Raw genomic sequence first — 25,225 nt, forward strand, 5'->3', positions numbered from 1 at the left:
TTTTAAACTGGTCGAATGCTTTCGACATCCAACTTCGCATCAAACTCTTTTTGTAATAAAAGCAATTTTTTATCTTGCTGTAAATCCGTACGTGCCTGTTCACGCAAGTCTTGATAAACTTTTTTGCGGTAATCCATTGGCGTTAAAACATCGGAATCTTCAACAAAAATCGACAATTTGACTGGTTTTTCATATAAACGTTCAAGATGTTCCACTAAATTTTTAATATTGCGATCTTGTTTTAAATGGGCTTTTTCAGAATGAAGCCCGAGTTGAATCTCATCTTCTGTTTGCGACTTAATGAAGCAATTTAATGCTAACTCTTTTGAAAAGCCAATCACGCCAGAGCGTTCGACAATATCCGTCCAAGGATCTTGTTTTTGCGTAATTTGAATAATTTTCTCACGCAATTCTGGTGTCACATCTTTCAACATCGCCTGTTTAATATCAGAAGGACGCACACCGTTATCCACTTTGGCTAAATCCGGATTGCTCCACTCCCAACGATAGGTTTCCGCATCCAGAATTTCCTGCTCTTCCGCGTCCATTTCAGCATTGTCATCAATGGTATTCTCAACCGTTTCAACACTTTGCTTTAACGCTTCTGCTTGTTGAGTAATTGGATTTGACACCGTTGCTTTCGTTTGCGTAGCTTTTGGTGGTGTCATCTCTCGCACAGGAAGTGCGGTCATTTTTGGTGAATTTTTTTGCTCATCTAACGCTTGGAGATGATGCAAAGTTTCTTCCACTGCAGCTTGTTGTTCATCATGATGATGCTGGCGCTCTGATTGCTCAATTTGCGTTAATTGATTCAATGCCTCTAATGCCGCAAGACTGGCTAAATTCAATGAAGATGTGGTTTGAGTGGAAACAGGTTGAGAAGGTGAAGAATGCACAACCGCTGATTGAGCCATCGGCTTTTGCGCTTGTGCAGAATAATTTGCTTTGATGTTTTGCGACAGCACCGGCATATCCACATAACCAGAAACAGGCTGATTTTCAACCGCACTTTTCTGTGTATTTTGTTCAGGGGATAGCCCGCCTTGTTTAGGCGTTTGTGCTGCCGTAAAGAACTTTGGGTGGAATGCCAATGCCCTCAATAATGTCATTTCTGCACCAATTCGACGATTAGGCGCAGAAGCCAATTCTTTTCGACCCGATACAATCACTTGATAGAAAAATTGTACGTCTTCCGGTGAAATATGTTTAGCCAAAAAACCGAGATGATCGTTTTCATCTGTCGCTCTTTTAGCGAGCAACTGCATTAACGCAATTTGATGCAATTTTTCAGCCGTCTCTGCCAATAATTCATCCCAATCGCCCGCTTTTTCTGCCACCGTTTGGATAGTTTTCATTAAACGCTCACCGTTACCTTGATGTAAGGCGTAAATGATTTCAATCGGTTGGTCTTCATCTAATAGCCCAAGCATGGTATTCACCACATCGGTGGACACTTTACCGTTGCCCATGGCAATCGCTTGATCCGTTAAACTTAAGCTATCACGAATACTACCTTGTGCAGCTTTGGCTAATTTATCTAATGCTGGCGCATCAAAAGGAATATTTTCGGCAGTAAGGACGCGATTAAGATGTGCTGAAATTTGCGGTTCATCTAATGCTTTAAGATGAAATTGCATACAACGGGATAAAATCGTAATTGGCAATTTTTGTGGATCCGTTGTAGCGAGTAGGAATTTCACATATTCAGGCGGCTCTTCCAAGGTTTTTAATAACGCATTGAAAGAATGGCGAGAAAGCATATGGACTTCATCGATAAGATAGACTTTATAACGCCCCACTACCGGCTTATATTGCACGTTGTCTAATAGCTCACGGGTATCTTCTACTTTAGTACGAGAAGCCGCATCGATTTCAATTAAATCAATAAAGTTGCCCGCTTCGATCGCTTTACAGTTTTCACATTCACCGCAAGGATCGGCAGTAATACCGTTTACACAATTCAAGCCTTTCGCAAATAAACGAGCAATGGAGGTTTTACCCACGCCACGGGTGCCGGAAAATAAATAAGCATGATGTAAACGGTTTTCTTTTAAACCGTTTTCCAAAGCAGTGAGCACATGGCTTTGCCCCACTACTTCAGAAAAGTTTTTTGGTCGCCATTTTCTGGCTAAAACTTGGTAGCTCATCGCATCCCTTTAAAAATTAATGGCCTTCAAAATTCACTAGGGTGTAGCAATCAATGCCTAAATCACGTAAGCGTTTTTCGCCCCCTAATTCTGGCAAATTAATCACAAAGGCAGCATGTTTCACTTCACCACCTAAACGTTGAACTAATTTCACGGTAGCTTCAACTGTACCACCCGTTGCTAACAAGTCATCAATGATTAATACATTATCACCTTGTGAAATCGCATCTGTATGCAATTCAAGGGTGTCTTGACCGTATTCTAATTGATAAGACTGTGCAATCACTTCACGCGGTAATTTGCCCGGTTTACGAACGGGGATAAATGGCAAGCCTAATGCTAATGCAACTGGCGCACCAAAAATAAATCCACGAGACTCGGTACCAATTACTTTTGTGAGACCTTGATCTTTATACTTTTCAACGATCAAATCGATTGTGGCTTTGAAAGCTACAGGCACTTCAAGCAAGCTCGTGATATCACGGAAAATAATGCCTTCTTTCGGATGATTTGGGATAGATTTGATAGAAGATTTGATTAATTCAAGTTGTTTGTTCATAAATAATTGCTCAAAAAAGAGTAAGAATAAATCCTGTTTTTAGGCTCGCATTCTAGCATAGAAAAATACAAAAGTGCGGTGAATTTTGACCGCACTTTTGTAAATAAAATGAATTAATCTGGGTAAATATCTTCCCCGTCTTTTCGGGTACGAAGAAGCTGTAAAATCCAGACATATTGTTCGGGGGTTGGTGTAACAAAATATTCAATTTCCTCGTTCATCGCACGGGCTGATTGCTCAGGATCTTCGCTTAATTGCATCGGTGGGCGAATTTCCATTTCATACTTGCCACTCTTAGCGTTATAGCGTGGGAACATTGGAATAACCACCGCTTTTGCTAATTTCGCCATTTTGTTTAACCCAGGAAGCGTCGCTTTATAAGTAGCAAAGAAATCCACAAAGACACTTTGCTCGGCACCAAAATCTTCATCAGGAAGATAGTATCCCATTTGACCTTGTTTGATATGTGCTAAAAATGGCTTAATACCATTTTGGCGCGCATGCATTTTTCCACCAAAACGTTGACGCGCTAAAGTCCATAGCCAATCCACCAATGGATTTCGGTGAGGATTATACATTGAGGTCATCGGCATACCGTGTGTATGCAAAATAATGCCAGAGGCATCAATCGCCCAACCATGTGGCACCATCAAAATGATGTTATGACCTTCGGCTTTTGCTTGCTTAATATGCTCAAGACCAATAAATTCGCTGCGTTTTTGTAAATGCTTTTTAGAGCGAATAGCAATTTCACCAATACCGAGCATCACTTGTGCAACCGTCACAAACATCTCTTCAATCACTTTGTTACGTTGCTCATCCGTCCAATCTGGAAAACAGAGTTTCAAATTAATCTCGGCACGAATACGTGGTTTACCGATTTTTTTCGTCAGTGCTCGTGCCAATTTCTCAGCTAATTTATCGCGTAAACGAAATGGCACAAAAGCCAATAACAAAAGCACAAAAATACCGAGCCAAATCCCCCAATTTTTCGGGTGCAAATATGACCATGAAAAATGTGGTTCATAACCTGTTCGAGCCGTAATACGTAATTTTTTTTGAGAATCTGTCATAATCAATTGTTAAAAATGAAACCAACCTTGATCATACGCCATTTTTATCGTCATGATAAATGACATAATCACCACCATCGGTCTAATCAGTTGTTTGCCTTTTGCCATCACCATTTTAGCCCCTAAATTGGCACCTATCAGACTTCCGGCCATCATCACTAAACCGACAGTCCAAATCACATGACCACCAATTAGGAAAAAAATTAATGAGGCTAAATTTGAAGTTAAATTCATCACTTTGGCATGCGCCGTCGCTTTAGTGAGGTTAAATCCAAGTAACGTCACACACGCCAGATTCATCAATGAACCTGTTCCAGGCCCGAAAAAACCGTCATAAAACCCCAGGAGTGAGCCAAAACATAACGCAAAAACGGCGTAAGAAATGCGTTGTTTGCGATCACTTTCGCCCAATTTAGGCGTAAATAAAAAGTATAAGCCGATCGCTAAAATGAGAAATGGAAGCCCTTTTTTAATTAATGACGCATCTAAACTTTGAATAAGCAAGGTACCAATCACCGAGCCGATAAAAATCACCAGTAAGATGAAAGAAAACTCCGATAAATTGACCGCTCTTTTACGCAGAAAGTAAATACTTGCCGACAACGCACCGCCAAATGCTTGTAATTTATTTGTGCCTAATGCCATTGCAGGTGGCATACCTGTCATTAATAAGGCAGGGATTGTAATTAAGCCTCCGCCACCCGCTATCGCATCAATAAATGCGGCAATAAAGGCAGCAGCAAAAAGCATAGCTAATATATCAATCCCCAACTCCATGATTTCACTCCTACTCTAACCATTCGCTACTATTTGGCGAACTCAACACTTGTTGGCATAAAAACGGTTCTGGTGGTGTCACTTTTGGTTTCGGTGATCCTGAACCTGGTTTTGCCGGTTCAAACCAAGAATAAAGCTCATCGCCACATCCATCACCTGCGGGTACCGGTGCTTGATCCTCACAATAAGCGGCATCTTTAGGACAAGCGATACGCACATGGAAATGTGAATCATGCCCAAACCATGGACGAATTTTGTGTAACCAAGCACGATCGTCTCCCGCAGTTTGACAAAGTTTTAATTTAATCGCGGGGTTCACAAAAATACGGGTGACTTTTGGATCTTGCGCAGCCAATTTAATTAGCGTTGCATGATTGTTATTCCACACATTTTCATCAACACGTTGTGTTTGACGATTCACCACAAGTAAGCCTTTTCCATCTGAATTTAGTGCTTCACTGTCTGTCATTGTGCCCATACGCAACCAAATATCCGCATCTAACCCCATTTGATGGCTTGCATGCCCCGTTAAAAAGCGACCACCACCTGGCATAGCAATATCCCCAACTAACATCGTTGGTAAGCCTGCTGACTTCGCTTTTTGCCCAAGACGCTGTAAGTAAGCAATCATATCTGGATGACCATAATAGCGATTTTTATTCATACGAATAACTTGATAGCCCTCACCTTTATAAGGCAATGGCTCCGCGCCGATAATACAACCATTCGAATAGCTACCAATTGGATTCGCTTTACCGTCTGTTGCTGGAATTGGACGTTTAATTCGTTGCCAGTCTTGTGGCGAGGCCGTTGTTTGTAGCGAGAAAAAAACACTCCCTAAAACAACCGCACTTGAAAGTAATTTTGCTAAAGATTTATTCATAAGATTTCCTAAACGAATGACCTTATCTTCAATAAAAGAAAAAATAAGCTTAATTTAAAAGAGTTATCTGCATTGCGCCTTAAAACGCAATAAATGGTCGAGTAACACAATCGCGACCATTGCCTCTGCGATGGGTACTGCTCGAATACCGACACAAGGATCATGACGGCCTTTTGTCACGACTTCAACGGGCTCACCTTCTAAATTAATCGAGCGTCCAGGAATGGTAATACTGGATGTTGGTTTTAGTGCAATGGTCGCAATAATTGGCTGACCAGTGCTAATGCCACCTAAAATACCGCCAGCATGGTTGCTTTCAAAACCATTTGGTGTCATTTCATCACGATGTTCACTTCCACGCTGTTCAACCACGGCAAAACCATCGCCAATTTCTACACCTTTAACAGCATTAATCCCCATTAAAGCATGGGCTAAATCTGCGTCAAGTCGATCAAAAACAGGCTCTCCTAAACCAACAGGGACATTCTCTGCAATCACCGTTAGTTTTGCCCCAATCGAATCGCCTTCTTTTTTTAATTCACGGATTAATTCATCAAATTTTTCGACCGCACTTTCATCTGGACAGAAAAATGGATTGCTGTTGACTTTATCCCAATCAATTTTGCCGACAGTCTGTGGTGCGATCTTCACTTCGCCAATTTGACTCAAAAAGCCACGCACTTCAATGCCAAACTGCTCACGTAAATATTTCTTTGCAATCGCTCCCGCAGCGACACGCATGGCAGTTTCACGTGCAGAAGAACGTCCACCACCGCGATAATCACGAATACCGTATTTTTGTTGATAGGTAAAATCCGCATGCCCTGGACGGAAACGATCTTTAATATCGCCATAATCTTGTGAACGTTGATCACCATTTTTAATGATCATTCCAATGCTGGTACCGGTTGTTTTACCTTCAAATACCCCAGATAAAATCTGTACTTCATCGTTTTCACGACGCGGTGTGGTATAGCGTGATGTACCGGGTTTACGACGATCTAAATCAGGTTGAATATCGGCTTCCGATAATTCAAGATTCGGTGGCACACCATCAACGATGCAGCCTAATGCAATACCATGTGACTCCCCAAAGGTTGTCACACGAAAAAGTTGTCCGATAGTATTCCCTGCCATATTTTCTCTCTTTAATTAATGATTTTGGGCTAATTTTGCCACATCAATAAATGGAATTTCTTCGCCTGTATCTTTATTCTTAATAAAGATATCTAATTGATTGAATGCAATATCAATATTATTTTCTGCAAATAACTCATTCACACGGCGATTGAGTGCATCAAGCGTATCATTTCGCTCAGATACTTGCCCTACATAAACACGTAATTCGTGATCTAATGTACTTGCCCCAAAGGTCAAGAATAATGCTCTTGGTTCTGGATCTTTTAAGACACTTGGTTGCTCATGCGCGGCTTGCAATAATAAGCGTTTCACTAAGTCTAAATCTGAACCATACGCCACACCAACTGACACCACTAAACGAGTCACGGTATTAGACAATGCCCAGTTTATCACTTGACCTGTTACAAAAGATTTATTTGGCACAATCACTTCTTTTCGATCAGGATCAATCATAGTAATCGCACGAATGCGGATTTTCGCCACCGTACCTGTCACGCCATTAATTGTCACGGTATCGCCCACACGAATTGGACGTTCAAATAATAAAATGATACCCGAAACAAAGTTTGCAAAGATTTCTTGCATACCAAAACCGAGACCAACCGAAAGGGCGGCAAACAACCATTGTAATTTCGACCAAGACATCCCGAGTGTTGAGAATGCCCATGCTCCACCAACTGCAACAAAGATGTAGGTTAATAAGGTGGTAATGGTATAAGGTGTACCTTGTGAAAGTTTCACTCGAGAGAAGATTAATACTTCTAAAATACCCTGAATGTTACGCACCAAAATATAGGTAATCACGACAATGATTAATGCAACAATCAAGTTAAAGAGTGAAATCGTTTCTGTCACCACGCCCGCTTCAGTTGTTGAAGTTTGTTGCCACAAGGTAATATCACGCAAATAACTTACAACGGTCACTAAATCTGACCATACATAATAGAAGATGGCAAAAAGTGCGGTCCAAATAAAGAGATCGGCAAAGCGTAGTAACTGGCTACGCACTTCATTTAAGGCCAATCCCTCTTCTTGTTCGGTAATTACGACCACATCATCAGATGGTGAGCCATCATTTAAATCTTGTTGTTTTTGCTGGCGTTTCTCTTGTAAACGACGATAAGCTAAACGTCTTGATGCTACTGTGACACCACGATAAATTGTATGACGCACCAACGACCACACAACCCATGCAATATAAGTATTAATAATATGTGTAATTAAGTTTAAGGCGGTGTAGTAATACCCTAAAGCAATTAACGCAATTAAAACAACAGGGACTAATTGCAATAAGATTCGCACAATCTTGAAAATGGTTCTATCACGCTTATCTGTTGTCGTTGAACTCAGTGATTTTTCAGTACGAATAAAACGTGGTGCAATAATTACAATGCAGAAAAGCAACGCAACAATGGTATTTATTTCACCCAATACGTCATTTGCTAAGCCTGTATCCATTACATTACTGAAAATTGATGTATTCAGTAATAACACAACAGAAACAATAATACGTTTCGTAACATCTTGTAGGCTAGCTGCACTCTCTTTAGCAAAACCAAAATGGCGCACTAAAATACCATTCGGACGAAGAATAGCTAAAACAAAACTAAAGAACCACCAATAGCCCGCCATACTGAGCGACCACTCCCAAAACTCTTGTGGATTTTTTACAAAGAAAAAGCCTAAAAGTTGGCAAGCCGCTAAGAACCAAAGGGTACCGGATAAAGATAAAAGTGCGGTATAAAATAACGCAAGCGGCGTATGCCATTGGCTATCAGAACGAAGTGTATTAATTTCGCCATTAATCACGGCTAAGCGTTGTTTAATCGACTCTTTAAATTTGAAAATCAATCCACCAATCACAAACAAAATAAAGACGTAAGTGAGTAAATACGGCAAATTATCAAAGTTTGTTGGGAAACCTAATTTTTTACCAATACCATCAAATTGCGCTTTGAGTGACATCGGTAATTTCTTGAACCAATCTAGATTAATTGGGTTATTACTTTTTACCCAGAAACTTTGTTGATCAAGTTTAGACTGGATCTGATCACTGATTTGTGTAATTTGTTGTTGGGTTAGCTCTAAGGAAATCGCCAAATTTAATTGATTATTCAACGACTTAATTAAATTAGACCCCACTTTACGACGTTCAGTTAGTAAATTGGTTAATTGTGTTTTTTCTGCCGGTGTAAACGATTTGTTTTCATCCTGCTCAATTTTACTGATGTAGGCATCAATATCATAAAGCTCATTACGTTTTTGAGTGATATCAAAGATCTGTACACGCAAATCCGCAATTTGCTTTGAAAGACCTTGAATATTTAAATTGGTCGGTAATTTTTGTTTTTGTTGCTGAATAATGCGAGAAAGCACCAACGTGCCTTGTAACGCACTGATTTGCTCATCAATGGTACGTTGTGTCTGCGTTAAGTTATCCAACACATTTCGCATGCGTAATTCATCTTGCGTTAATGTATTGGTTTTCTCTGTTTGCTCAAGTAAATATTGGCTAAGCTGCGCATTCAAATTCAATTCTTTCTGAATCAACGGATTTTGCTCAACATTTTGGCTTTGTTGTTGTGCTTGCTCAACTTGGTTTTGTGTTTTAGCCAAATTCTTTTGATTAATCACGTCTTGAATGGCGGCAATTTGTTTCTGTAGCGCTTGAACACGCGCATTCAATAGCTCATATCGACTTTGATAAAGTACCGTCAACTGATCACTATTTTTTAATAGCACTTGATTATAGGTATTTTTTAGCTCAATCAATTGCAATTCCAGCTGAATTTGTTGTTTTAACAGTGCACTTGTCGTTGGATCAGCTAATTTCTGATTCAACTCTTGCGTACGTTTCACATTATCTGTCAAGGCGGTTTGAGCTCGTTCAGACACTGAGCTCTGTCCTGCAAGTTGCGTATTCACGGCACTTAAGGCAGATTGTGCATCTTGTTGTTGATTGGTCAGTTTCTCAACCTGAGCCTGTAGATTGGCTAAGCTTTGTGAAGCATAATCGGTGTTACTTGGCGTGCTTAGCTGTTTTTTAAGATTTTGAAGATCAGCGCTATTCTTCTGAATTTCAGAATCAGCATCAATAAGCGTATCTTGCAAATCGTTATTATTTTTTTGCTGTGTTTGAATTTGTTGCAAGAAATCAAGCGAAGCCTGGATTGTCGCAATATTATTTGTCTTTTCATCACCATCCGGTAATTTTTGTGCCTCGGCTAATTCACTTTTTAGCGTTTTTTCCGACGGTAAATCAGCATTACTATTCTCTGCCCAAACAGGCTGAGAAAGTGCCAGCGTAAAAACAAATGAAAGACCAAGTGCGGTCAAAACACGAGAGATTTTTTTCATTAAACTAACTTTCCTATTGTTGCGACAGCCAATCGGCGAGTGCTTTGCGAGAAATCTTTATTGCCCCTTGGATTAAATCCTGCGGGAGTTCATAGTAGGCAACAGGTTGCTTAAATCGTTCCAGTAGCCCTTGTAAAAAAACGTTGAGAGATTCAACCGCACTTTCATTAAAGGATGTATGAAATTCAATAATCGCGACAGGGCGATGGCCAAATTCCTCATCATATTTAGGCAAAACAAAGACTTGCTTCACTAAATCTGATTGTGCAATCACTTTTTCAATTTCTTCCGGCTGAATATTTTCACCACCGGAAATAAACATATTATCTAATCGGCCTTGAATGACTAATTCGTTATCGAGCCATTGGCCTTTATCTTTGGTTTGGAACCAACCTTCAGCATTAGTAAGCGGATCAACATACCCATTGCGCCAATATCCCATGGCAAGTCCTGCACCTTTTAGCCAAACTTCTTCATTCACTAACTTGAACTCTCGACCAAGCAAAGGCTGCCCCACACCTATTTTTCCATCCGATTGTTTAGCGAATGCGGTAGAAGCCATTTCGGTCATACCATAACCTGAATAACTGCGAATTCCTAATTCACTTAACGCTTGGGTTAATTTTACGGGGATTTGTGTACCACCCAATAATACCGCTTGAGTTTGGATAGGTTGTGGATGTTCTACCAAATAATCAAACCAACGCTGTAATTGCGTTGGCACGAGAGAAACATGGGAAACCTCACCAATAGATAGATAAAAATCTTCTTTCGGTAAAACTAAGGTTGCCCCAGCGTAAAGCCAGCGCCACACAATGCCTTGTCCAGAAACATGATAAAGCGGCAAAGAAAGTAGCCATAATTGATCTTTGCCAAAATTCATTAAGGTACAAACGCCTTCCGCATTAGATAAATGAGCAGACACATTATGCACCACTGCTTTAGGCAAACCAGTTGAACCCGATGTTAATGTCATCGTTGCCGCTTTTGTAAAGTCAGCGTTATGTTCGGGTAATGCTTTAGTAGCTAAATAATGAATATCTTCGGTTTGATAACAAAAATCCACCCCATACACGTGGCACAATTCTTCTCTTTTTTCTTGAGGAAATGCAGGGTTGATACCTAAAATTTTTGCGCCTAGCTGAATAACGGCTAAATAAAGAAATAAGATCTGTTCTGAATTTTTACCACAAAAAGCAACCGCACTTTGCGCTGTCACACCTTGTTGTAAAAGAAAGGCTTCCACCTGGTTAATTTTCTCAGCAAGTTCTGCCCAAGTAAAAGGATCGCCCTGCGAATTTCGCAACGCGACCTGATCTGCATATGCTGAATTTTGGGCAAATGCTTGCCAAGGGAATTTTTGCATTGACTTAGTTGCTAACGAAATAAGGGCGAACTTCGTCGATTAAATATTCCGGCAAATGCATAGACTGCATCGCCCCTTCTAACATCAACATTTTACGGCCACTATTGGTATTGGTAATCACCCAATATGGTGTATCTGGAATTTGTTTTGGTTTAGTATGATTCCCTGCCACAAGCAACGTCCCTTCATCACGAGCAAAATACACGCGAGTACGGCCTTGCAAGCTTTCGGTTGCCTGTGCAAAGCTTTCTGGATTGGTACGATAAAGCGTACGTAATATACTTAAAAAACGCACAACCGCTTTTGGCTCTTCTTTAAATTCAGCAGAATTCAAGAGTGCTCGCACTTTATCAACAATGTGATTTATTGCTTCATCCGATTGTTTTTTCACTGCTTTTGGCGGTTCGACAGGTTCAACTTTTGGTTGAGATGCTTCGGTTGCTTTTTCCGTTAAAACAGGCTCAGAATGCACCGCACTTTTTGGCGTTTCAGCTGACGCGACTGATTCAAAGAAATCAACCGAGCTTGTTGCGTGAGTGGGTAAATTCAACAAACGGCGAAGAATATCAGACGCACTTTCTCCAATAGATTGAGTTTGTGCCGCAATGTATTGATATAATTCTTCATCGACTTCAATTATCTTCATTTTTTTCTCTCCGTTTGTTAAAATTTTCGTCCATTATAACGATTTCTAACCAAATTCTCACGCAAAATATATGTCATCTTCCCAATTATTAAACCATCAATTTCACCAAGCAAAACAATCAATTAATTCGCCTACTTTAGTTTTCATTCACGGCTTGTTTGGGGATATGAATAATCTTGGTGTCATCGCGCGTGCATTTAGCGATAACTATAATATTTTGCGCGTAGATTTACGTAATCATGGGCATAGTTTTCATTCAGAAACAATGAATTACGATGTCATGGCTGATGATGTATGGCAACTTATCGATCATCTTCAATTAGATAAGGTTATCTTAATTGGTCATTCAATGGGTGGAAAAACGTCCATGAAAATGACCGCTCTTCAACCACAGCGCGTGGAAAAATTAGTTGTCATTGATATTGCCCCAGTCGCAAATAGCAGTGCTGGACATGATGATGTGTTTCGCGGTTTGTTTGCGGTGAAAAAAGCGCAGCCACAAACTCGCCAACAAGCGAAGCCTATTTTAGAAACTGAAATTGCCGATCCGAGTGTGGTGCAATTTATGTTGAAATCTTTTGAGCCGACTTCAAGTGAATATTTTCGTTTCAATTTGACCGCACTTTTTGAACATTATTCGGAGCTAATGGATTGGCAACAGGTCTTCGCTAATACGCCTACACTCTTCATCAAAGGTGGCCTTTCATCTTATATTAAACCTGAATATACCGAAACCATTCTAAAACAATTCCCGAATGCAACCTCCTTTACCATCAATGGTTGTGGGCACTGGGTTCATGCCGAAAAACCTGATTTTGTGATACGTGCGATTGATAGGTTTCTAAATAAGAATTAATCGTTTTAAATGAGAATTATTCTATTCAAATGAGAATTCATTTATGTTATAGTTCGCACAAATTGTGGGGCTTTGATCCCTCATCTTTTTTCTACTCACCTAATTTTATTTCAAAAGGAAAGAACAATGGCAGTTGTCGGTTTATTTTACGGTAGTGACACAGGTAATACAGAAAACATTGCAAAAATGATTCAAAAGCAATTAGGCAACGAACTCGTTGATATTCGTGACATTGCAAAAAGCTCTAAAGAAGATATCGAAGGTTATGATTTTTTACTTTTCGGTATTCCAACTTGGTATTACGGTGAAGCACAAGCTGACTGGGATGATTTTTTCCCAACTCTAGAAGAAATTGATTTTACTGACAAATTAGTCGGTATTTTTGGCTGTGGCGATCAGGAAGACTACGCCGATTATTTCTGTGATGCGATCGGTACAGTACGAGATATCGTTGAACCACGCGGTGCGATTATTGTAGGGAACTGGCCAACGGATGGTTATACCTTTGAATCATCAAAGGCATTATTAGATGATGGAAACTTTATCGGTTTATGTATTGATGAAGATCGTCAACCTGAACTTACTGCAGAACGCGTAGAGAAATGGACAAAACAAATCTACGATGAAATGTGTTTAGCAGAATTAGCTTAACCATCTCTAATTTAGCAAATTTAAGGGAACATTATGTCTGAAGAAAACATCAAATTACTCAAAAAAGCAGGATTAAAAATTACTGAACCTCGGCTCACTATCCTTGCATTAATGCAAGAGCATAAACATGAACATTTCTCTGCTGAAGAAGTGTATAAAATCTTGTTAGAGCAAGGCAGTGATATTGGTCTTGCAACCGTATATCGTGTGCTTAACCAATTTGATGAAGCGCATATCTTGATTCGCCATAATTTTGAAGGCAACAAATCTGTCTTTGAGCTTGCACCAACAGAACACCATGATCACATTATCTGTGAAGATTGTGGCAAAGTGTTTGAGTTTACTGATAACATTATTGAACAACGTCAAAAAGAAATCAGTGAACAACATGGCATCAAATTAAAAGCACACAGTTTATATCTCTACGGCAAATGTAGCGATATCAACAAATGTGAAGAGAAAAAATAATGCTTGCTAAAAAGCAAAAACCTTAGGTTAAAACCTAAGGTTTTTTATTATTTCTACTAAAAGTGCGGTCAAAATCAACCGCACTTTTGTACATTAAGCCGCTGATTTAATAATCACTTTTGAGTCATCCCAGAAATCAACTGGTGCATTTACCACTGGTTTAATGATACCCGCACGAATGGTGAAATCACCAAAGCCTTCGTTTGCATGACGCTCACTTGCCCAACGGCCAATCAGAGTATCAAGTTCACTGATAATTTCTGGAATCGTGATATTTTCTTTGTAAAGACGTGGAATACGCACACCTTCACGATCCCCACCGATATGCAAATTGTAACGACCAATTGCTTTGCCTACCAAGCCGATTTCCGCTAACATCGCGCGACCACATCCATTTGGGCAACCGGTAATACGTGTAACGATATAATCATCAGCCACGTGATGTTTCGCCATCACTTTATCCAGTTCATCAATAAAGCTTGGAAGAATTCGCTCTGATTCTGCCATCGCCAATGGACAAGTTGGGAAAGAAACGCAGGACATTGAGTTTTCACGTAATTTACTCACATCATCACGAATCAAACCGTAATCACGCGCAATTTGCTCAATTTTTGCTTTATCCTCTTCCGCTACATTTGCCACGATCAGATTTTGGTTGGCAGTGATACGAAAATCACCTTTGTGAATTTTGGCAATTTCCAACACGCCACTCAGTAATTTTTTCTCATCGTTATCCACCAAACGACCGCTTTCGATAAATAGGGTCAAGTGCCAGTTGTTATCAATGCCTTTTACCCAACCGATACGATCGCCACGTTCAGTAAATTTAAACGGACGAATCGGTTCAAATGGAATACCCATTCGGCGTTCTACTTCGGCGCGGAAATTATCTAATCCCATGTTTTGAATGGTATAACGACTACGTGCATTTTTACGATCGCTACGGTTACCAAAATCCCGTTGAGTTGTCACCACCGCTTCCGCTGCTTTTAAGGTGTACTCCAACGGCACATACCCCAATTCAAGGGAAATATGCGGATAGGTTTTGGTGTTGCCATGCTCAAGGGATAAGCCACCGCCCGCCAAGACATTAAAGCCAACCAAATTGCCGTTCTCGTCTGCAATGGCGACAAAATCTAAGTCATTCCCGTAACAATCCACGTCATTGAGTGGTGGAATCACCACGGCTGTTTTAAATTTACGTGGCAAATAAGTTTTACCAAGAATCGGTTCTTCCTGTAAAAAATCATCGCTACTTTGGACTTTCTTACCATCAATCCATACATCTAAATACCCTCGTGTACGTGGTAACAGATGTTCTGAAATTTTCTTCGCATATTCATATGCCTGCTGATGCAGTTTCGATTCAATTGGGTTCGAGGTACACAACACATTACGGTTCATATCTGAAGCCGTTGCAATGGAGTCTAATCCCAAACTATGCAATAAACGATGCATGGTTTGTAATTGGCTTTTCGCCACACCGTGATATTGGAAAGTTTGACGGTTAGTCAAACGGATCGAACGATAATAGCTGTGTTCACGGGCGAATTTATCCAATTCAATCCATTGAAATGGTTTAATGATCCCTCCCGGTAAACGGCAACGTAACAGCATAAATTTCAACGGTTCGAGTTTTTCCTCTGCACGTTCGGCGCGAATATCACGATCGTCTTGTTCATACATACCGTGGAAACGGATTAATTGAAAGTTATCCCCACGGAAACCACCGGTTAAGGAATCTTCTAAATCATCTAAAATCGTACCGCGTAAAAAGTTACTGTCGGTTTTTAAGCGTTCATTGTCAGAAAGCGGTTTTTCTTGCCATTCCAAGCCTTTTTGTTTGTTTTGCTCTGTCATTTTTTCACCCCACAAATCTAGTACACATCGCGTTGATAACGTTTTTCTTCACGCAGTTCATTTAAATAATCTTCTGCTTCATCCGGACTTAAATTGCCTTCTTTAGCAATGACTTCAAGTAATGCTTGCTCCACATCTTTTGCCATTTTGGCTGCATCACCACACACATAAAAATAAGCGCCCTCTTGTAACCATTGCCAAAGTGCGGTCGAATTTTCACGAATTTTATCTTGCACATAGATCTTCTTCTCTTGATCGCGTGACCAAGCAAAATCGTATTTATGCAAGAAGCCCTCTTTGGCAAATTGTTGCCATTCGGTTTGATAAAGGAAATCGCTGGCAAAATGCGGATTACCAAAAATCAGCCAGTTTTTACCACTCGCCTCATCGGCTACGCGTTGCTGCATAAAGGCACGGAATGGTGCCACGCCGGTACCGGAACCCACCATAATAATTGGCTTAGTCGTATCATTTGGCAGACGAAAATTATCGTTATGCTCTACAAATACACGCACAGCGCCATCTTCCTCTACGCGATCCGCTAAAAAGCTTGAAGCTGCGCCACTACGTGCTCGACCTTCATGTTCAAAACGTACCACGCCAACAGTTAGATGCACTTCCTCCCCTACCTCTGCAGGAGAAGATGAAATGGAATACAAACGAGGCGTTAAAGGACGCAATAATGAAACCAGTTGTTCAGCGGTTAATTTTGCAGGAAATTTATGTAATACATCCACAATCGGTGTACGTTGAACCAATTCTTGCAATGCTTGATTATCTGCAACCAAATCATTTAACTGTTCGTTATTCGCCAAAGCTGCATAGCCTTTCACAAAAGCAGGTGTGTTTTGAGTAAGCTCTAAATGCGATAAAAGTGCGGTCGAAATAGTTTGCGTTTTTCCCTCAATTGTCACTTCTGTAGTAGGATCAATCTGCGCGAGCGATAAAATTTCATCGACTAACTTAGGATCATTGTCAAACCATACACCGAGTGCATCCCCCGCTTGATAATGAAGATCCGAACCTGCTAAATCAAATTCTAAATGACGCACATCTTTATCCGACTGACGACCGGTAATTTTCTGGTTAGTGATTAACGTTGCAGGAAATGGATTGGCTTTATTATATTGGCTTTCTTTGGCTACCAGTGCGGTTGTAGCTGTAGCAATACTTTGCACAACCGGTGAAGCCTGCGCAGCCTTTTCTTTTACGATAGCCACAATATCTCGGATCCATTGTTCCGCGGTTGCACTGTAATCCAAATCTGCATCCACTCGTTCAAATAAACGCGTCGCGCCTAATTCGGCAAAACGCTGATCAAAATCCTTGCCTGCTTGACAGAAATTTGGATAAGAACTATCCCCTAATCCCAACACAGCAAATTGCAGTTCGGTGAGTTTTGGTGCTTTTTTACCGTTTAATAACTTATGCAATACCACGCCTTCTTCTGGTGGCTCGCCTTCACCTTGCGTGGAAGTCACTAAGAGCAGGTATTTTTCATCTGCAATGGTTTTCGCTTTGTAATCTTTTAAAGCGACACGTTTCACGGCAATACCGGCTTCAGTAAGCTCTGCAGCCACTTTATCCGCAACCGATTTGGCATTGCCGGTTTGTGAGCCTGAAAGCACTGTAATTGAAAAAGGTTCTGCCGAAAGTGCGGTCAAATTTGCTGCCAAATGTTGCCCTGCGACCTGTTGTTCTACACCGGAAGCTTGCGACCATGCATAACCGGAAAGCCATGCCAATTGAAGAGGCGTTAGCGTTGGTAAGAGATTTATTATTTCTGTTGGTAATGGATTGTTGTGTTGCATAAGTTTCCCCACAAGAAAATGAGTAATATCAGTAAATTCACATTAAGAAAGCGCGAGTTAGAGAATCATACCGGCTGCTACTGTGTTATAAGTTGCTTCATCAACCAAAATAAAGGCACCACCAGCAATATTTTCTTCATAAGTTGTGGCAACAATCGGTTTCTGCAAACTTAAACGCACTCTAGCAATATCATTCATCTTTAAGGCTGTAGCACCACTTTCTTGTTCGAGTGTATGAACATTTAACACGCTTTCAATTTCACTGATTTTGGCAAATACGGTTTGCGTACCATGTTTAAGTAAATATTTACGGGCGGTATTTAATGAGCGTTCATCAAACCAACAAATCGTTGCTTCAAGTTGCTTTTGTGGTGTAAGTGGTGAACTTTCATCTACAAATAAATCACCACGGGAAATATCAATATCGCGATCTAAACGTAAGGTAATCACTTCCCCGGCCACTGCCTGTGTCACTTCACCTTTTGGCGTAATAATCTCAGTCACTTTAGCGGTTAATCCATTCGGCTCAATTCGAATAGTCTGCCCCAGTTGCACTGAGCCACGTTCGATTCGACCTTGATAACCACGAAAATCATCGGCTTTATCTGCATCCTGACGTACGACTAATTGCACGGGGAAATAGAAATCAGCATTAGAATGGCTCACTTCATCTACACTTGGTAAATTTTCTAAAATAGTGAGTAAAGGTTCGCCTTGATACCAAGGGGTGCTTTCACTTGCATATACCAGGTTATCGCCAAGCAATGCAGATACTGGTACAAAATGTACCTCTTTTAATCCGAGTTGTGCCGCCAATTGACGATATGCCTCCACAATGGCATTGAATTTTTCTTCGCTGTAATCCAATAAATCCATTTTATTTACTGCCACTAAAATGTGTGGGCAATTTAATTGACGTAAAATCGCTGAATGACGTTTAGTTTGTGGTAAGAGTTGTAACGGTTTCTCATTAAAATTCAGCTGAGAAGCATCGATTAAGACGATTGCAGCAGATGCCGTGCTTGCTCCTGTCACCATGTTACGTGTGTATTGCTCATGTCCCGGGGTATCTGCGATGATGAATTTACGTTTTGCCGTAGAGAAATAGCGATACGCCACATCAATGGTAATGCCCTGTTCACGTTCTGCTTCCAAACCATCTGTCAAAATAGAAAAATCAATGGCTTCTTTATTACCTTTCTCTTTTCCTGCGTTAAGGGTTTTGATTTGGTCGGTCAATAACGCTTTGCTATCGTAAAGTAAACGGCCGATTAAGGTACTTTTCCCGTCATCTACACTACCGGCAGTAATAAAACGAAGTGGAGTTGAATGCTGTGTCATATTTCTTCCTTAATTTTTTTATATTTTATCTATACATTCCCATCGGGTTTCGCCGATGGCGACCTTCTTTTCTTTGCCTCGCCAAAGAAAAGAAGGCAAAAGAAAAGCGACCCTACTTTGCCTTTACATCCTTTGTTTCATTGAATTTTCTTCACGAAAATTTTCTGAACTCGCCTTCGGCTCAAACAGACAAAAATTTTCTAAAAATTCAATGAAACAAAGGCGGCAAAGAAAGGAATCTATCCGATCAAAAATATCCCTCTTTTTTCCGTTTCTCCATGGCGGCTTCACTGGCTTGGTCATCTAGACGAGTGGCACTGCGTTCGGAAATGTCGGCAATAGCTGTTTCTTCAATAATTTCTAATGGTGTTGATGCAGTGCTCGCTACCGGACAGGTACAGCTAATATCACCCACGGTGCGGAAACGAACATCTAATACTTCGCTGACTTCATTCGGCAATTTAGGGGTTAATGGTGTCACTGGCACTAATAAACCTTTTCGACGTACAACTTCGCGTTTATGGCTGTAATAGATCGGAGGCAATTCCAAATTCTCACGAGCGATATATTGCCAAATGTCTAATTCCGTCCAGTTGGAAATCGGAAACACTCGCATATTTTCGCCTTTATGCAATTTAGCATTGTACAGAGACCATAATTCCGGACGTTGTGCCTTAGGATCCCATTGACCGAACTCATCACGGAACGAGAAAATTCGTTCTTTAGCACGAGCTTTTTCCTCATCACGACGTGCACCGCCCATCAAGGCATCAAATCCATTCTCTGCAATGGTTTCTAATAAAGTGACCGCCTGTGCCGCATTACGCGAATCCGTTTCTTTGCGTAATACCACCGTGCCTTTGGCAATGGAATCTTCCACATGCCCAACGACTAAGCGCGCGTTAAGTTTTGCCACTTGTTCATCTCGAAATTGGATCACTTCTGGATAGTTATGGCCGGTATCAATATGCACCAATGGAAACGGCAAATGTACCGGACGATCACCTAACTGGAATGCTTTACGGGCTAATGCCAGCAATACCACCGAATCCTTTCCACCGGAAAAAAGCAACGCCGGGTTTTCACATTCCGCAACGACTTCACGAATAATATGAATCGACTCAGCCTCGAGCCAGTCTAGATGTTGGTTGTTGAGTTCAGTTTTTGTCATGTTTTGCTTCCTATATTTTTCTACTTATGTAATCCACATTCCTTACTATCTTTACTCTCCCACCACCAGCGGCCGGCGCGAATATCTTCGCCCTGTTTAACTTGGCGGGTACAAGGTTCACAGCCAATGCTTGGAAAACCTTGATGGTAAAGATCGTTATAAGGCACATTGTTCGCTAAGATATAAGCCCACACATCTGTTTCTGACCAATCAAAAATAGGATTGTATTTATCAATACCACGAGACTGATCTTGCTCAGCAAAAGGGAGCGCAGTACGTGTAGCCGATTGTTCTCGACGTTGTCCGGTCAGCCATGCATCTGCACCTTGAATCGCGCGATTTAACGGTTCGATTTTACGGATATGGCAACACTCGCGACGTAATTCCACGCTTTCATAAAAAGCAAATTTCCCTTTTTCTTCCTCGTAGCGAGTCACTTCATCAGCAATCGGCTGAAAGCGTTCTATTTGAAGATGTGGATAGACTTTCTCAAGGTTGTCTAATAAATTTAACGTATCTTGATGGAGTAAACCGGTATCTAAAGTAAAAATACCAATATCTAAGTTTTCACGCGCAATGACATCGGTAATAACCATATCTTCCACAGCTAAACTGCTAGCAAAGCGTGCATCCTTATGGCTATCAGCAATTTGATGTAAACGTTGCTTCAATGTGGCTGTTTTTTCTGCCAAACGATCTTTAGCATCAAGGCTAACAAGTGGAATTTGCCAAAAAGTCGGTTTAAATAAACTCATCATCCACTCCTTACGCCACTTGACTGATGGTTAAACTTTCTAAGGTAAAGTGCGGTTGTTTTTGACGTTGTTTTTCTTCGCCAAACCACGCTAATTGTTCGTGTAATTTCACGACTTCACCTACCACAATTAAGGCTGGTGTCTCTGCTTTTTCAGCTAATTCAGCTAAATTTGCAAGTGTGCCAATCGCTGTTTTTTGAGTAAGTTGAGTACCTTGGCTGATAATCGCAACAGGCGTATTCGCAGCTCGACCATATTGTTGTAAACGTTCAGCAATGACTTGAGCTTTTAACGTCCCCATATAAATGACTAAGGTTTGATGACTTCTTGCTAAGGTTTGCCATTCAATATCAGAGGCATCAGCTTTACGATGACCGGTCACAAAAATGGCGCTTTGTGCATAATCACGGTGAGTTAATGGAATACCAGCATAGGCTGTTGCGCCAATACCCGCTGTAATACCGGGTACAACCGAAAATGGAATTTGATGTTGAGCTAATACTTCTAATTCTTCGCCACCGCGTCCAAAAACGAAAGGATCGCCGCCTTTTAAGCGCACTACTCGCTTGCCTTGTTGGGCAAGAGTTAATAACAATTGGTTGGTTTCTTCTTGTGCGACAGAACGGCCATTGGCACGTTTCCCTACAAAAATACGTTCTGCATCACGACGAATCAAAGAAAGAATCTCATCAGAAACCAATGCATCATAAAGCACCACATCAGCTTGTTGAATTTCCTGTAAACCGTTAAGAGTTAGTAAGCCAGCATCGCCAGGACCGGCACCAACTAAAGAGACAAAACCACCTTGATAGTTATTTTCGAGTTGCTCAGCCAATTCCTCTTCAGCTTGTGCCTCTTGTTGATTCTTAACGAGACTTGCAAAACGTCCACTAAACATTTTTTCCCAAAAACGGCGACGTTCGGTGACCGATGCCAATTTTGCTTTTACTTGATCACGCCATTTACCAGAAATCTCAGCGATTTTGCCTAAATGTTGTGGCAATAATGCTTCCAGTTTCTCACGTAATAAACGGGCTAATACCGGTGCCTTTCCACCACTCGAAATCGCGATTTGGATCGGATTACGATCAATAATAGAAGGGAAGATAAAGCTACAATGAGGTTGATCATCTACCACATTGACTAATTTATGTTGGCTTTCGGCTAAATGGAAAATACGGTGATTTAATACCTCATCATTTGTTGCCGCGATCACTAACATCACCGTTCTCATTTGTTCGGCATTAAACTCTTTCGCAATCCATAGCACTTTATTTTGACGTTCAAGCTCGCTTAATTCCTCATTTAATTGGCGAGCAACAATACGGACTTGAGCATTTGCTTTGAGCAACAACCCAACTTTACGAGCAGCCACTGAACCACCGCCGACAACAAGTACCGGACGACCAGTTAAATCAGCAAAAAGTGGAAAATAATTCATGGGTATCACTCCTATTTATTCACTTTATCAGCACGTTGTGCACTGATATATAGACGATCAAATAAGCTGTTATCGACAAAATGTTTAGTATTAATCGCCTCCCACGAACCAAAACGTTGGTTCACATCAAATTGATTCACTTCGGGAAAAAGTGCGGTCGTTTTAGCAATAATTTTTTTATCTGTCGGACGGAAATAATTTTGGGCAGCCAGTTCCTGTGCTTGAGGTGACCATAAATAGCTCAAATAATCATGGGAAAGTTGATGCAAACCATCTGCCTGCGTATTTTTATTCACTTCCGCCACATAAATTGGGGTATAGGCTGTTATACTCGGATACACCACTTCAACGCTATTTTCGCCCAGTGTTTTAGCCGCTAGCGCCGCTTCATTTTCCGGGGCAATTAAAACATCACCGATATTACGCTGCGTAAAAGAAATACTGGCACTGCGCGCCCCCGCCTCTAAAACCGGCACATTTCTTAGCAGGCGTAACATAAAATCTTGTGGTTTATCACTATGCTGTTCGGCATAAGCTAAAACCGATAAATAAGCAAAGCGTCCATTTGCTGACGTTTTGGGATTAGCAAAGACCACTTTGACATCATCCCGAATCAAATCCGACCAGTCTTGAATATGCTTTGGATTTCCTTTTTTCACCAAAAGCACCATCACTGACCCAAAAGGAACGGCACCATTCGGTAATACTTGCTGCCAATCCGCATCCACTAAGCCTTTTTTAACTAAAGCCTCGATATCATTACTTTGTGTCAATGTCACCACATCTGCAGGCAAGCCATTTAACACGCCGAGCACCTGTTTACTGGCGCCACCATGCGATTGTGAAATCATCACATCTGAGGGAAATTCACGTTGAAACGCGATGTTATATTCCTTATAGAAATCACGAATCACGTCATAGGACACATTCAGTAGTACCGTTTTTTGTTCCGTACTGGTATTCCATAAACAAGCTGCTAAGCCGAAAGAAAGCACTGAAAATAAAGCAATTTTTTTCATTTTTACTCTCCTCCGTTATTACCCTCAATTTCGTGTGGCTAAATTTATATCGCAAAATGTTAAGTACAAAAAATAACAAAAAAGCATTCTATAGAACAAAATGAAATATAAAATAGAAAACCAAACGTTTCCTTATTTCACTTTGGAATATTAAATAAATTTCCGTTCTTTGCCATTATGGAAAAGAGCGATTATTTTTTTGAACATTTCAAAACGCTTACAAAGCTTAGGTATTTATCTGTTGTGAAGGTGGGATAATGAAAACCGTATTACCAGGATTTAAACGAAGTATATTGATTACATTAGCCTGGCTCGGCTCAATGGTATTGTTGCCATTAACATTACTTGTGCTCACTGCCTGGCAGTTAAAATGGGCTGATATTGTTCAAATCATCACGAGTGAACGAGTGATCTCATCCTTAACACTATCCTTTGAAATGGCGGCAATCGCGACGTTAATTAATATCGTTTTTGGCTTTTTATTGGCATGGGTTTTAGTGCGTTATGACTTTCCAGGTAAGAATCTCGTCAATGCGTTAGTGGATTTACCTTTTGCTTTACCCACTGCCGTTGCAGGTATCGCACTTGCCTCGCTTTATGCTCCGACTGGACTGATTGGGCAATGGCTAAGCCATTTAGGGATTCAACTCGCTTATACTCCAAGTGGTATTGCGATTGCGTTGATTTTTGTCAGCTTGCCTTTTACCGTTCGAGCGATTCAACCCGTATTAGCAAATCTCGATCCTAGCTATGAAGAAGCAGCCCAAATTTTAGGTGCATCCAGATTAACAACATTGCGAAAAGTCATTATCCCAGCTGTATTGCCTGCATTAATAGGCGGTGCAGGTATGGGATTTGCGCGATCGCTTGGTGAATATGGCTCCGTCATTTTTATTGCGGGTAATGTGCCACTCGTCTCAGAAATTGCACCATTGATTATTATGTCAAAACTTGATTTATATGACGTGCAAGGCGCATCTGTGGTTGCATTATTAATGCTTGCCATTTCATTTCTGTTGATTTTATTCATTAACTTAGCGCAATGGTCTGTTGCCAAACGCATTAGTCCAATTCGATAAGAGGTATTTATGAAAACCCAATTGTGGCAAAAATGGATCTTAATTCTGACCGCACTCAGTTTTTTTACGATCATCTTATTGCTCCCATTATTTACCGTATTCTATTCAGCCCTTGAACAAGGGATTGGGCTATTTTTTGCTGCATTAAAAGAACCAGAAGCCTTAGCAGCTATTTGGCTTACGATCAAAGTCTCGTTAATTGTATTACCTATTAACATTTTTATCGGTGTGGTTATGGCTTGGGCTATTGCTTATTTTGACTTTAAGGGGAAAAGCTTATTAACCGCACTACTCGATCTCCCCTTTTCCATTTCACCAGTGGTGGTAGGATTAATGTTCTTACTGTTGTTTGGGTTAGATGGACTTTGGGGCGCATGGCTTGCTGAACACCATATTCGTTTTATGTTTGCTACGCCAAGCATTGTTATCGTGACCTTATTCGTCACCTTTCCACTTATTGCAAAATCATTAATTCCAACCATGTCAGCACAAGGCACAAGTGAGGAACAAGCTGCGTTAATCTTAGGTGCATCCACTTGGCAACTTTTCTGGCACGTAACGCTACCAAAAATAAAATGGGCATTAATTTATGGGGTGATTTTAAGTAACGCTCGTGCAATGGGTGAATTCGGTGCCGTAAGTGTTGTATCTGGGCATATTCGCGGTTTGACTAATACCATTCCGCTTTATGTAGAAATTAGTTACAACGAATATCAATTTGTTGCCGCATTTGCTTGCGCCAGTTTATTAGCATTAATCGCAGTGGGAACACTGGGATTGCAAAACGTAGTGAGATATGTGGAAAAGAAAAAAATCCAAGAATAA

General features: G+C 40.7%; 21 protein-coding genes. 5 read left to right on the forward strand and 16 right to left on the reverse strand.

Features of this window, described 5'->3' with window-relative positions; translation table 11 throughout:
* Positions 1-2: 2 nt before the first annotated feature.
* The 9 genes from dnaX to seqA form a co-directional block, all read right to left on the reverse strand.
* Positions 3-2,147 carry a DNA polymerase III subunit gamma/tau gene (gene dnaX, locus INP94_RS09945; RefSeq protein ID WP_197543523.1) on the reverse strand — a complete coding sequence of 715 codons (2,145 nt, stop codon included), beginning with the start codon at positions 2,145-2,147 and terminating at the stop codon, positions 3-5.
* Positions 2,148-2,163: 16 nt separating this feature from the next.
* On the reverse strand, positions 2,164-2,706 hold the full coding sequence (apt, locus tag INP94_RS09950; protein WP_197543524.1) for an adenine phosphoribosyltransferase: 543 nt from the start codon (positions 2,704-2,706) through the stop codon (positions 2,164-2,166).
* A 113-nt stretch (positions 2,707-2,819) separates the two neighbouring features.
* Positions 2,820-3,779 (reverse strand): lauroyl-Kdo(2)-lipid IV(A) myristoyltransferase, encoded by a 960-nt coding sequence (lpxM, locus tag INP94_RS09955; protein ID WP_197543525.1) that lies wholly within the window; start codon positions 3,777-3,779, stop codon positions 2,820-2,822.
* 9 nt (positions 3,780-3,788) lie between these two features.
* Positions 3,789-4,556 (reverse strand): TSUP family transporter, encoded by a 768-nt coding sequence (locus tag INP94_RS09960; protein ID WP_005699456.1) that lies wholly within the window; start codon positions 4,554-4,556, stop codon positions 3,789-3,791.
* Positions 4,557-4,566: 10 nt separating this feature from the next.
* Positions 4,567-5,439, reverse strand: a complete 873-nt coding sequence (gene mepA, locus INP94_RS09965; RefSeq protein ID WP_197543526.1) for a penicillin-insensitive murein endopeptidase — start codon at positions 5,437-5,439, stop codon at positions 4,567-4,569.
* A gap of 63 nt (positions 5,440-5,502) precedes the next feature.
* On the reverse strand, positions 5,503-6,576 hold the full coding sequence (gene aroC / locus INP94_RS09970; protein WP_197543527.1) for a chorismate synthase: 1,074 nt from the start codon (positions 6,574-6,576) through the stop codon (positions 5,503-5,505).
* Positions 6,577-6,591: 15 nt separating this feature from the next.
* Positions 6,592-9,936, reverse strand: a complete 3,345-nt coding sequence (mscK, locus tag INP94_RS09975) for a mechanosensitive channel MscK (RefSeq protein WP_197543528.1) — start codon at positions 9,934-9,936, stop codon at positions 6,592-6,594.
* A gap of 13 nt (positions 9,937-9,949) precedes the next feature.
* A complete protein-coding gene (gene menE / locus INP94_RS09980) occupies positions 9,950-11,302 on the reverse strand; it encodes an o-succinylbenzoate--CoA ligase (RefSeq protein ID WP_197543529.1) in 1,353 nt (450 codons plus the stop codon).
* A 4-nt stretch (positions 11,303-11,306) separates the two neighbouring features.
* Complete coding sequence (gene seqA / locus INP94_RS09985) at positions 11,307-11,948, reverse strand: replication initiation negative regulator SeqA (RefSeq protein ID WP_197543530.1); 642 nt, start codon at positions 11,946-11,948, stop codon at positions 11,307-11,309.
* Positions 11,949-12,018: 70 nt separating this feature from the next.
* Here seqA and INP94_RS09990 point away from each other — a divergent pair, with 70 nt between their 5' ends.
* The 3 genes from INP94_RS09990 to fur all read left to right on the forward strand — a co-directional run bounded on the left by INP94_RS09990 (position 12,019) and on the right by fur (position 13,923).
* A complete protein-coding gene (locus INP94_RS09990; protein WP_197543531.1) occupies positions 12,019-12,804 on the forward strand; it encodes an alpha/beta fold hydrolase in 786 nt (261 codons plus the stop codon).
* A 126-nt stretch (positions 12,805-12,930) separates the two neighbouring features.
* Entirely contained in the window at positions 12,931-13,455 is a 525-nt protein-coding gene (gene fldA, locus INP94_RS09995; protein WP_049362803.1) for a flavodoxin FldA, read from the forward strand.
* A 33-nt stretch (positions 13,456-13,488) separates the two neighbouring features.
* Positions 13,489-13,923, forward strand: a complete 435-nt coding sequence (gene fur, locus INP94_RS10000) for a ferric iron uptake transcriptional regulator (protein ID WP_049366031.1) — start codon at positions 13,489-13,491, stop codon at positions 13,921-13,923.
* 93 nt (positions 13,924-14,016) lie between these two features.
* Here the strand turns inward: fur and cysI are convergent, their stop codons facing one another.
* The 7 genes from cysI to INP94_RS10035 form a co-directional block, all read right to left on the reverse strand.
* The gene (gene cysI / locus INP94_RS10005; protein ID WP_197543532.1) at positions 14,017-15,783 is read right to left on the reverse strand and encodes an assimilatory sulfite reductase (NADPH) hemoprotein subunit; all 1,767 of its coding nucleotides are present in this window, start codon (positions 15,781-15,783) and stop codon (positions 14,017-14,019) included.
* Between the two features lie 17 nt (positions 15,784-15,800).
* Positions 15,801-17,594 carry an assimilatory sulfite reductase (NADPH) flavoprotein subunit gene (locus INP94_RS10010; protein ID WP_197543533.1) on the reverse strand — a complete coding sequence of 598 codons (1,794 nt, stop codon included), beginning with the start codon at positions 17,592-17,594 and terminating at the stop codon, positions 15,801-15,803.
* 57 nt (positions 17,595-17,651) lie between these two features.
* Positions 17,652-18,935 (reverse strand): sulfate adenylyltransferase subunit CysN, encoded by a 1,284-nt coding sequence (gene cysN, locus INP94_RS10015; RefSeq protein ID WP_197543534.1) that lies wholly within the window; start codon positions 18,933-18,935, stop codon positions 17,652-17,654.
* Positions 18,936-19,182: 247 nt separating this feature from the next.
* Positions 19,183-20,106, reverse strand: coding sequence for a sulfate adenylyltransferase subunit CysD (gene cysD / locus INP94_RS10020; RefSeq protein WP_049362808.1), 924 nt, complete (start codon positions 20,104-20,106; stop codon positions 19,183-19,185).
* A gap of 20 nt (positions 20,107-20,126) precedes the next feature.
* Positions 20,127-20,861, reverse strand: a complete 735-nt coding sequence (locus tag INP94_RS10025) for a phosphoadenylyl-sulfate reductase (RefSeq protein WP_197544301.1) — start codon at positions 20,859-20,861, stop codon at positions 20,127-20,129.
* Positions 20,862-20,871: 10 nt separating this feature from the next.
* On the reverse strand, positions 20,872-22,302 hold the full coding sequence (gene cysG / locus INP94_RS10030; RefSeq protein WP_197543535.1) for a siroheme synthase CysG: 1,431 nt from the start codon (positions 22,300-22,302) through the stop codon (positions 20,872-20,874).
* An 11-nt stretch (positions 22,303-22,313) separates the two neighbouring features.
* Entirely contained in the window at positions 22,314-23,321 is a 1,008-nt protein-coding gene (locus tag INP94_RS10035; RefSeq protein ID WP_197543536.1) for a sulfate ABC transporter substrate-binding protein, read from the reverse strand.
* Positions 23,322-23,578: 257 nt separating this feature from the next.
* On the opposite strand from INP94_RS10035, the gene cysT reads away from it, so the two are divergent.
* Complete coding sequence (cysT, locus tag INP94_RS10040; protein WP_197543537.1) at positions 23,579-24,400, forward strand: sulfate ABC transporter permease subunit CysT; 822 nt, start codon at positions 23,579-23,581, stop codon at positions 24,398-24,400.
* Positions 24,401-24,409: 9 nt separating this feature from the next.
* Positions 24,410-25,225: a sulfate ABC transporter permease subunit CysW gene (cysW, locus tag INP94_RS10045; RefSeq protein WP_178161287.1), complete on the forward strand. Its 816-nt coding sequence runs from the start codon at positions 24,410-24,412 to the stop codon at positions 25,223-25,225.

The organism is Haemophilus parainfluenzae (assembly GCF_014931395.1).
Classification (GTDB): Bacteria; Pseudomonadota; Gammaproteobacteria; order Enterobacterales; family Pasteurellaceae; genus Haemophilus_D.

Bases quoted from the DNA above. Each gene is read 5' to 3' on its own strand.
- dnaX (WP_197543523.1), bottom strand. From the start codon at position 2,147: ATGAGCTACCAAGTTTTAGCCAGAAAATGGCGACCAAAAAACTTTTCT.
- apt (WP_197543524.1), bottom strand. From the start codon at position 2,706: ATGAACAAACAACTTGAATTAATCAAATCTTCTATCAAATCTATCCCA.
- lpxM (WP_197543525.1), bottom strand. From the start codon at position 3,779: ATGACAGATTCTCAAAAAAAATTACGTATTACGGCTCGAACAGGTTAT.
- INP94_RS09960 (WP_005699456.1), bottom strand. From the start codon at position 4,556: ATGGAGTTGGGGATTGATATATTAGCTATGCTTTTTGCTGCTGCCTTT.
- mepA (WP_197543526.1), bottom strand. From the start codon at position 5,439: ATGAATAAATCTTTAGCAAAATTACTTTCAAGTGCGGTTGTTTTAGGG.
- aroC (WP_197543527.1), bottom strand. From the start codon at position 6,576: ATGGCAGGGAATACTATCGGACAACTTTTTCGTGTGACAACCTTTGGG.
- mscK (WP_197543528.1), bottom strand. From the start codon at position 9,936: ATGAAAAAAATCTCTCGTGTTTTGACCGCACTTGGTCTTTCATTTGTT.
- menE (WP_197543529.1), bottom strand. From the start codon at position 11,302: ATGCAAAAATTCCCTTGGCAAGCATTTGCCCAAAATTCAGCATATGCA.
- seqA (WP_197543530.1), bottom strand. From the start codon at position 11,948: ATGAAGATAATTGAAGTCGATGAAGAATTATATCAATACATTGCGGCA.
- INP94_RS09990 (WP_197543531.1), top strand. From the start codon at position 12,019: ATGTCATCTTCCCAATTATTAAACCATCAATTTCACCAAGCAAAACAA.
- fldA (WP_049362803.1), top strand. From the start codon at position 12,931: ATGGCAGTTGTCGGTTTATTTTACGGTAGTGACACAGGTAATACAGAA.
- fur (WP_049366031.1), top strand. From the start codon at position 13,489: ATGTCTGAAGAAAACATCAAATTACTCAAAAAAGCAGGATTAAAAATT.
- cysI (WP_197543532.1), bottom strand. From the start codon at position 15,783: ATGACAGAGCAAAACAAACAAAAAGGCTTGGAATGGCAAGAAAAACCG.
- INP94_RS10010 (WP_197543533.1), bottom strand. From the start codon at position 17,594: ATGCAACACAACAATCCATTACCAACAGAAATAATAAATCTCTTACCA.
- cysN (WP_197543534.1), bottom strand. From the start codon at position 18,935: ATGACACAGCATTCAACTCCACTTCGTTTTATTACTGCCGGTAGTGTA.
- cysD (WP_049362808.1), bottom strand. From the start codon at position 20,106: ATGACAAAAACTGAACTCAACAACCAACATCTAGACTGGCTCGAGGCT.
- INP94_RS10025 (WP_197544301.1), bottom strand. From the start codon at position 20,861: ATGAGTTTATTTAAACCGACTTTTTGGCAAATTCCACTTGTTAGCCTT.
- cysG (WP_197543535.1), bottom strand. From the start codon at position 22,302: ATGAATTATTTTCCACTTTTTGCTGATTTAACTGGTCGTCCGGTACTT.
- INP94_RS10035 (WP_197543536.1), bottom strand. From the start codon at position 23,321: ATGAAAAAAATTGCTTTATTTTCAGTGCTTTCTTTCGGCTTAGCAGCT.
- cysT (WP_197543537.1), top strand. From the start codon at position 23,579: ATGAAAACCGTATTACCAGGATTTAAACGAAGTATATTGATTACATTA.
- cysW (WP_178161287.1), top strand. From the start codon at position 24,410: ATGAAAACCCAATTGTGGCAAAAATGGATCTTAATTCTGACCGCACTC.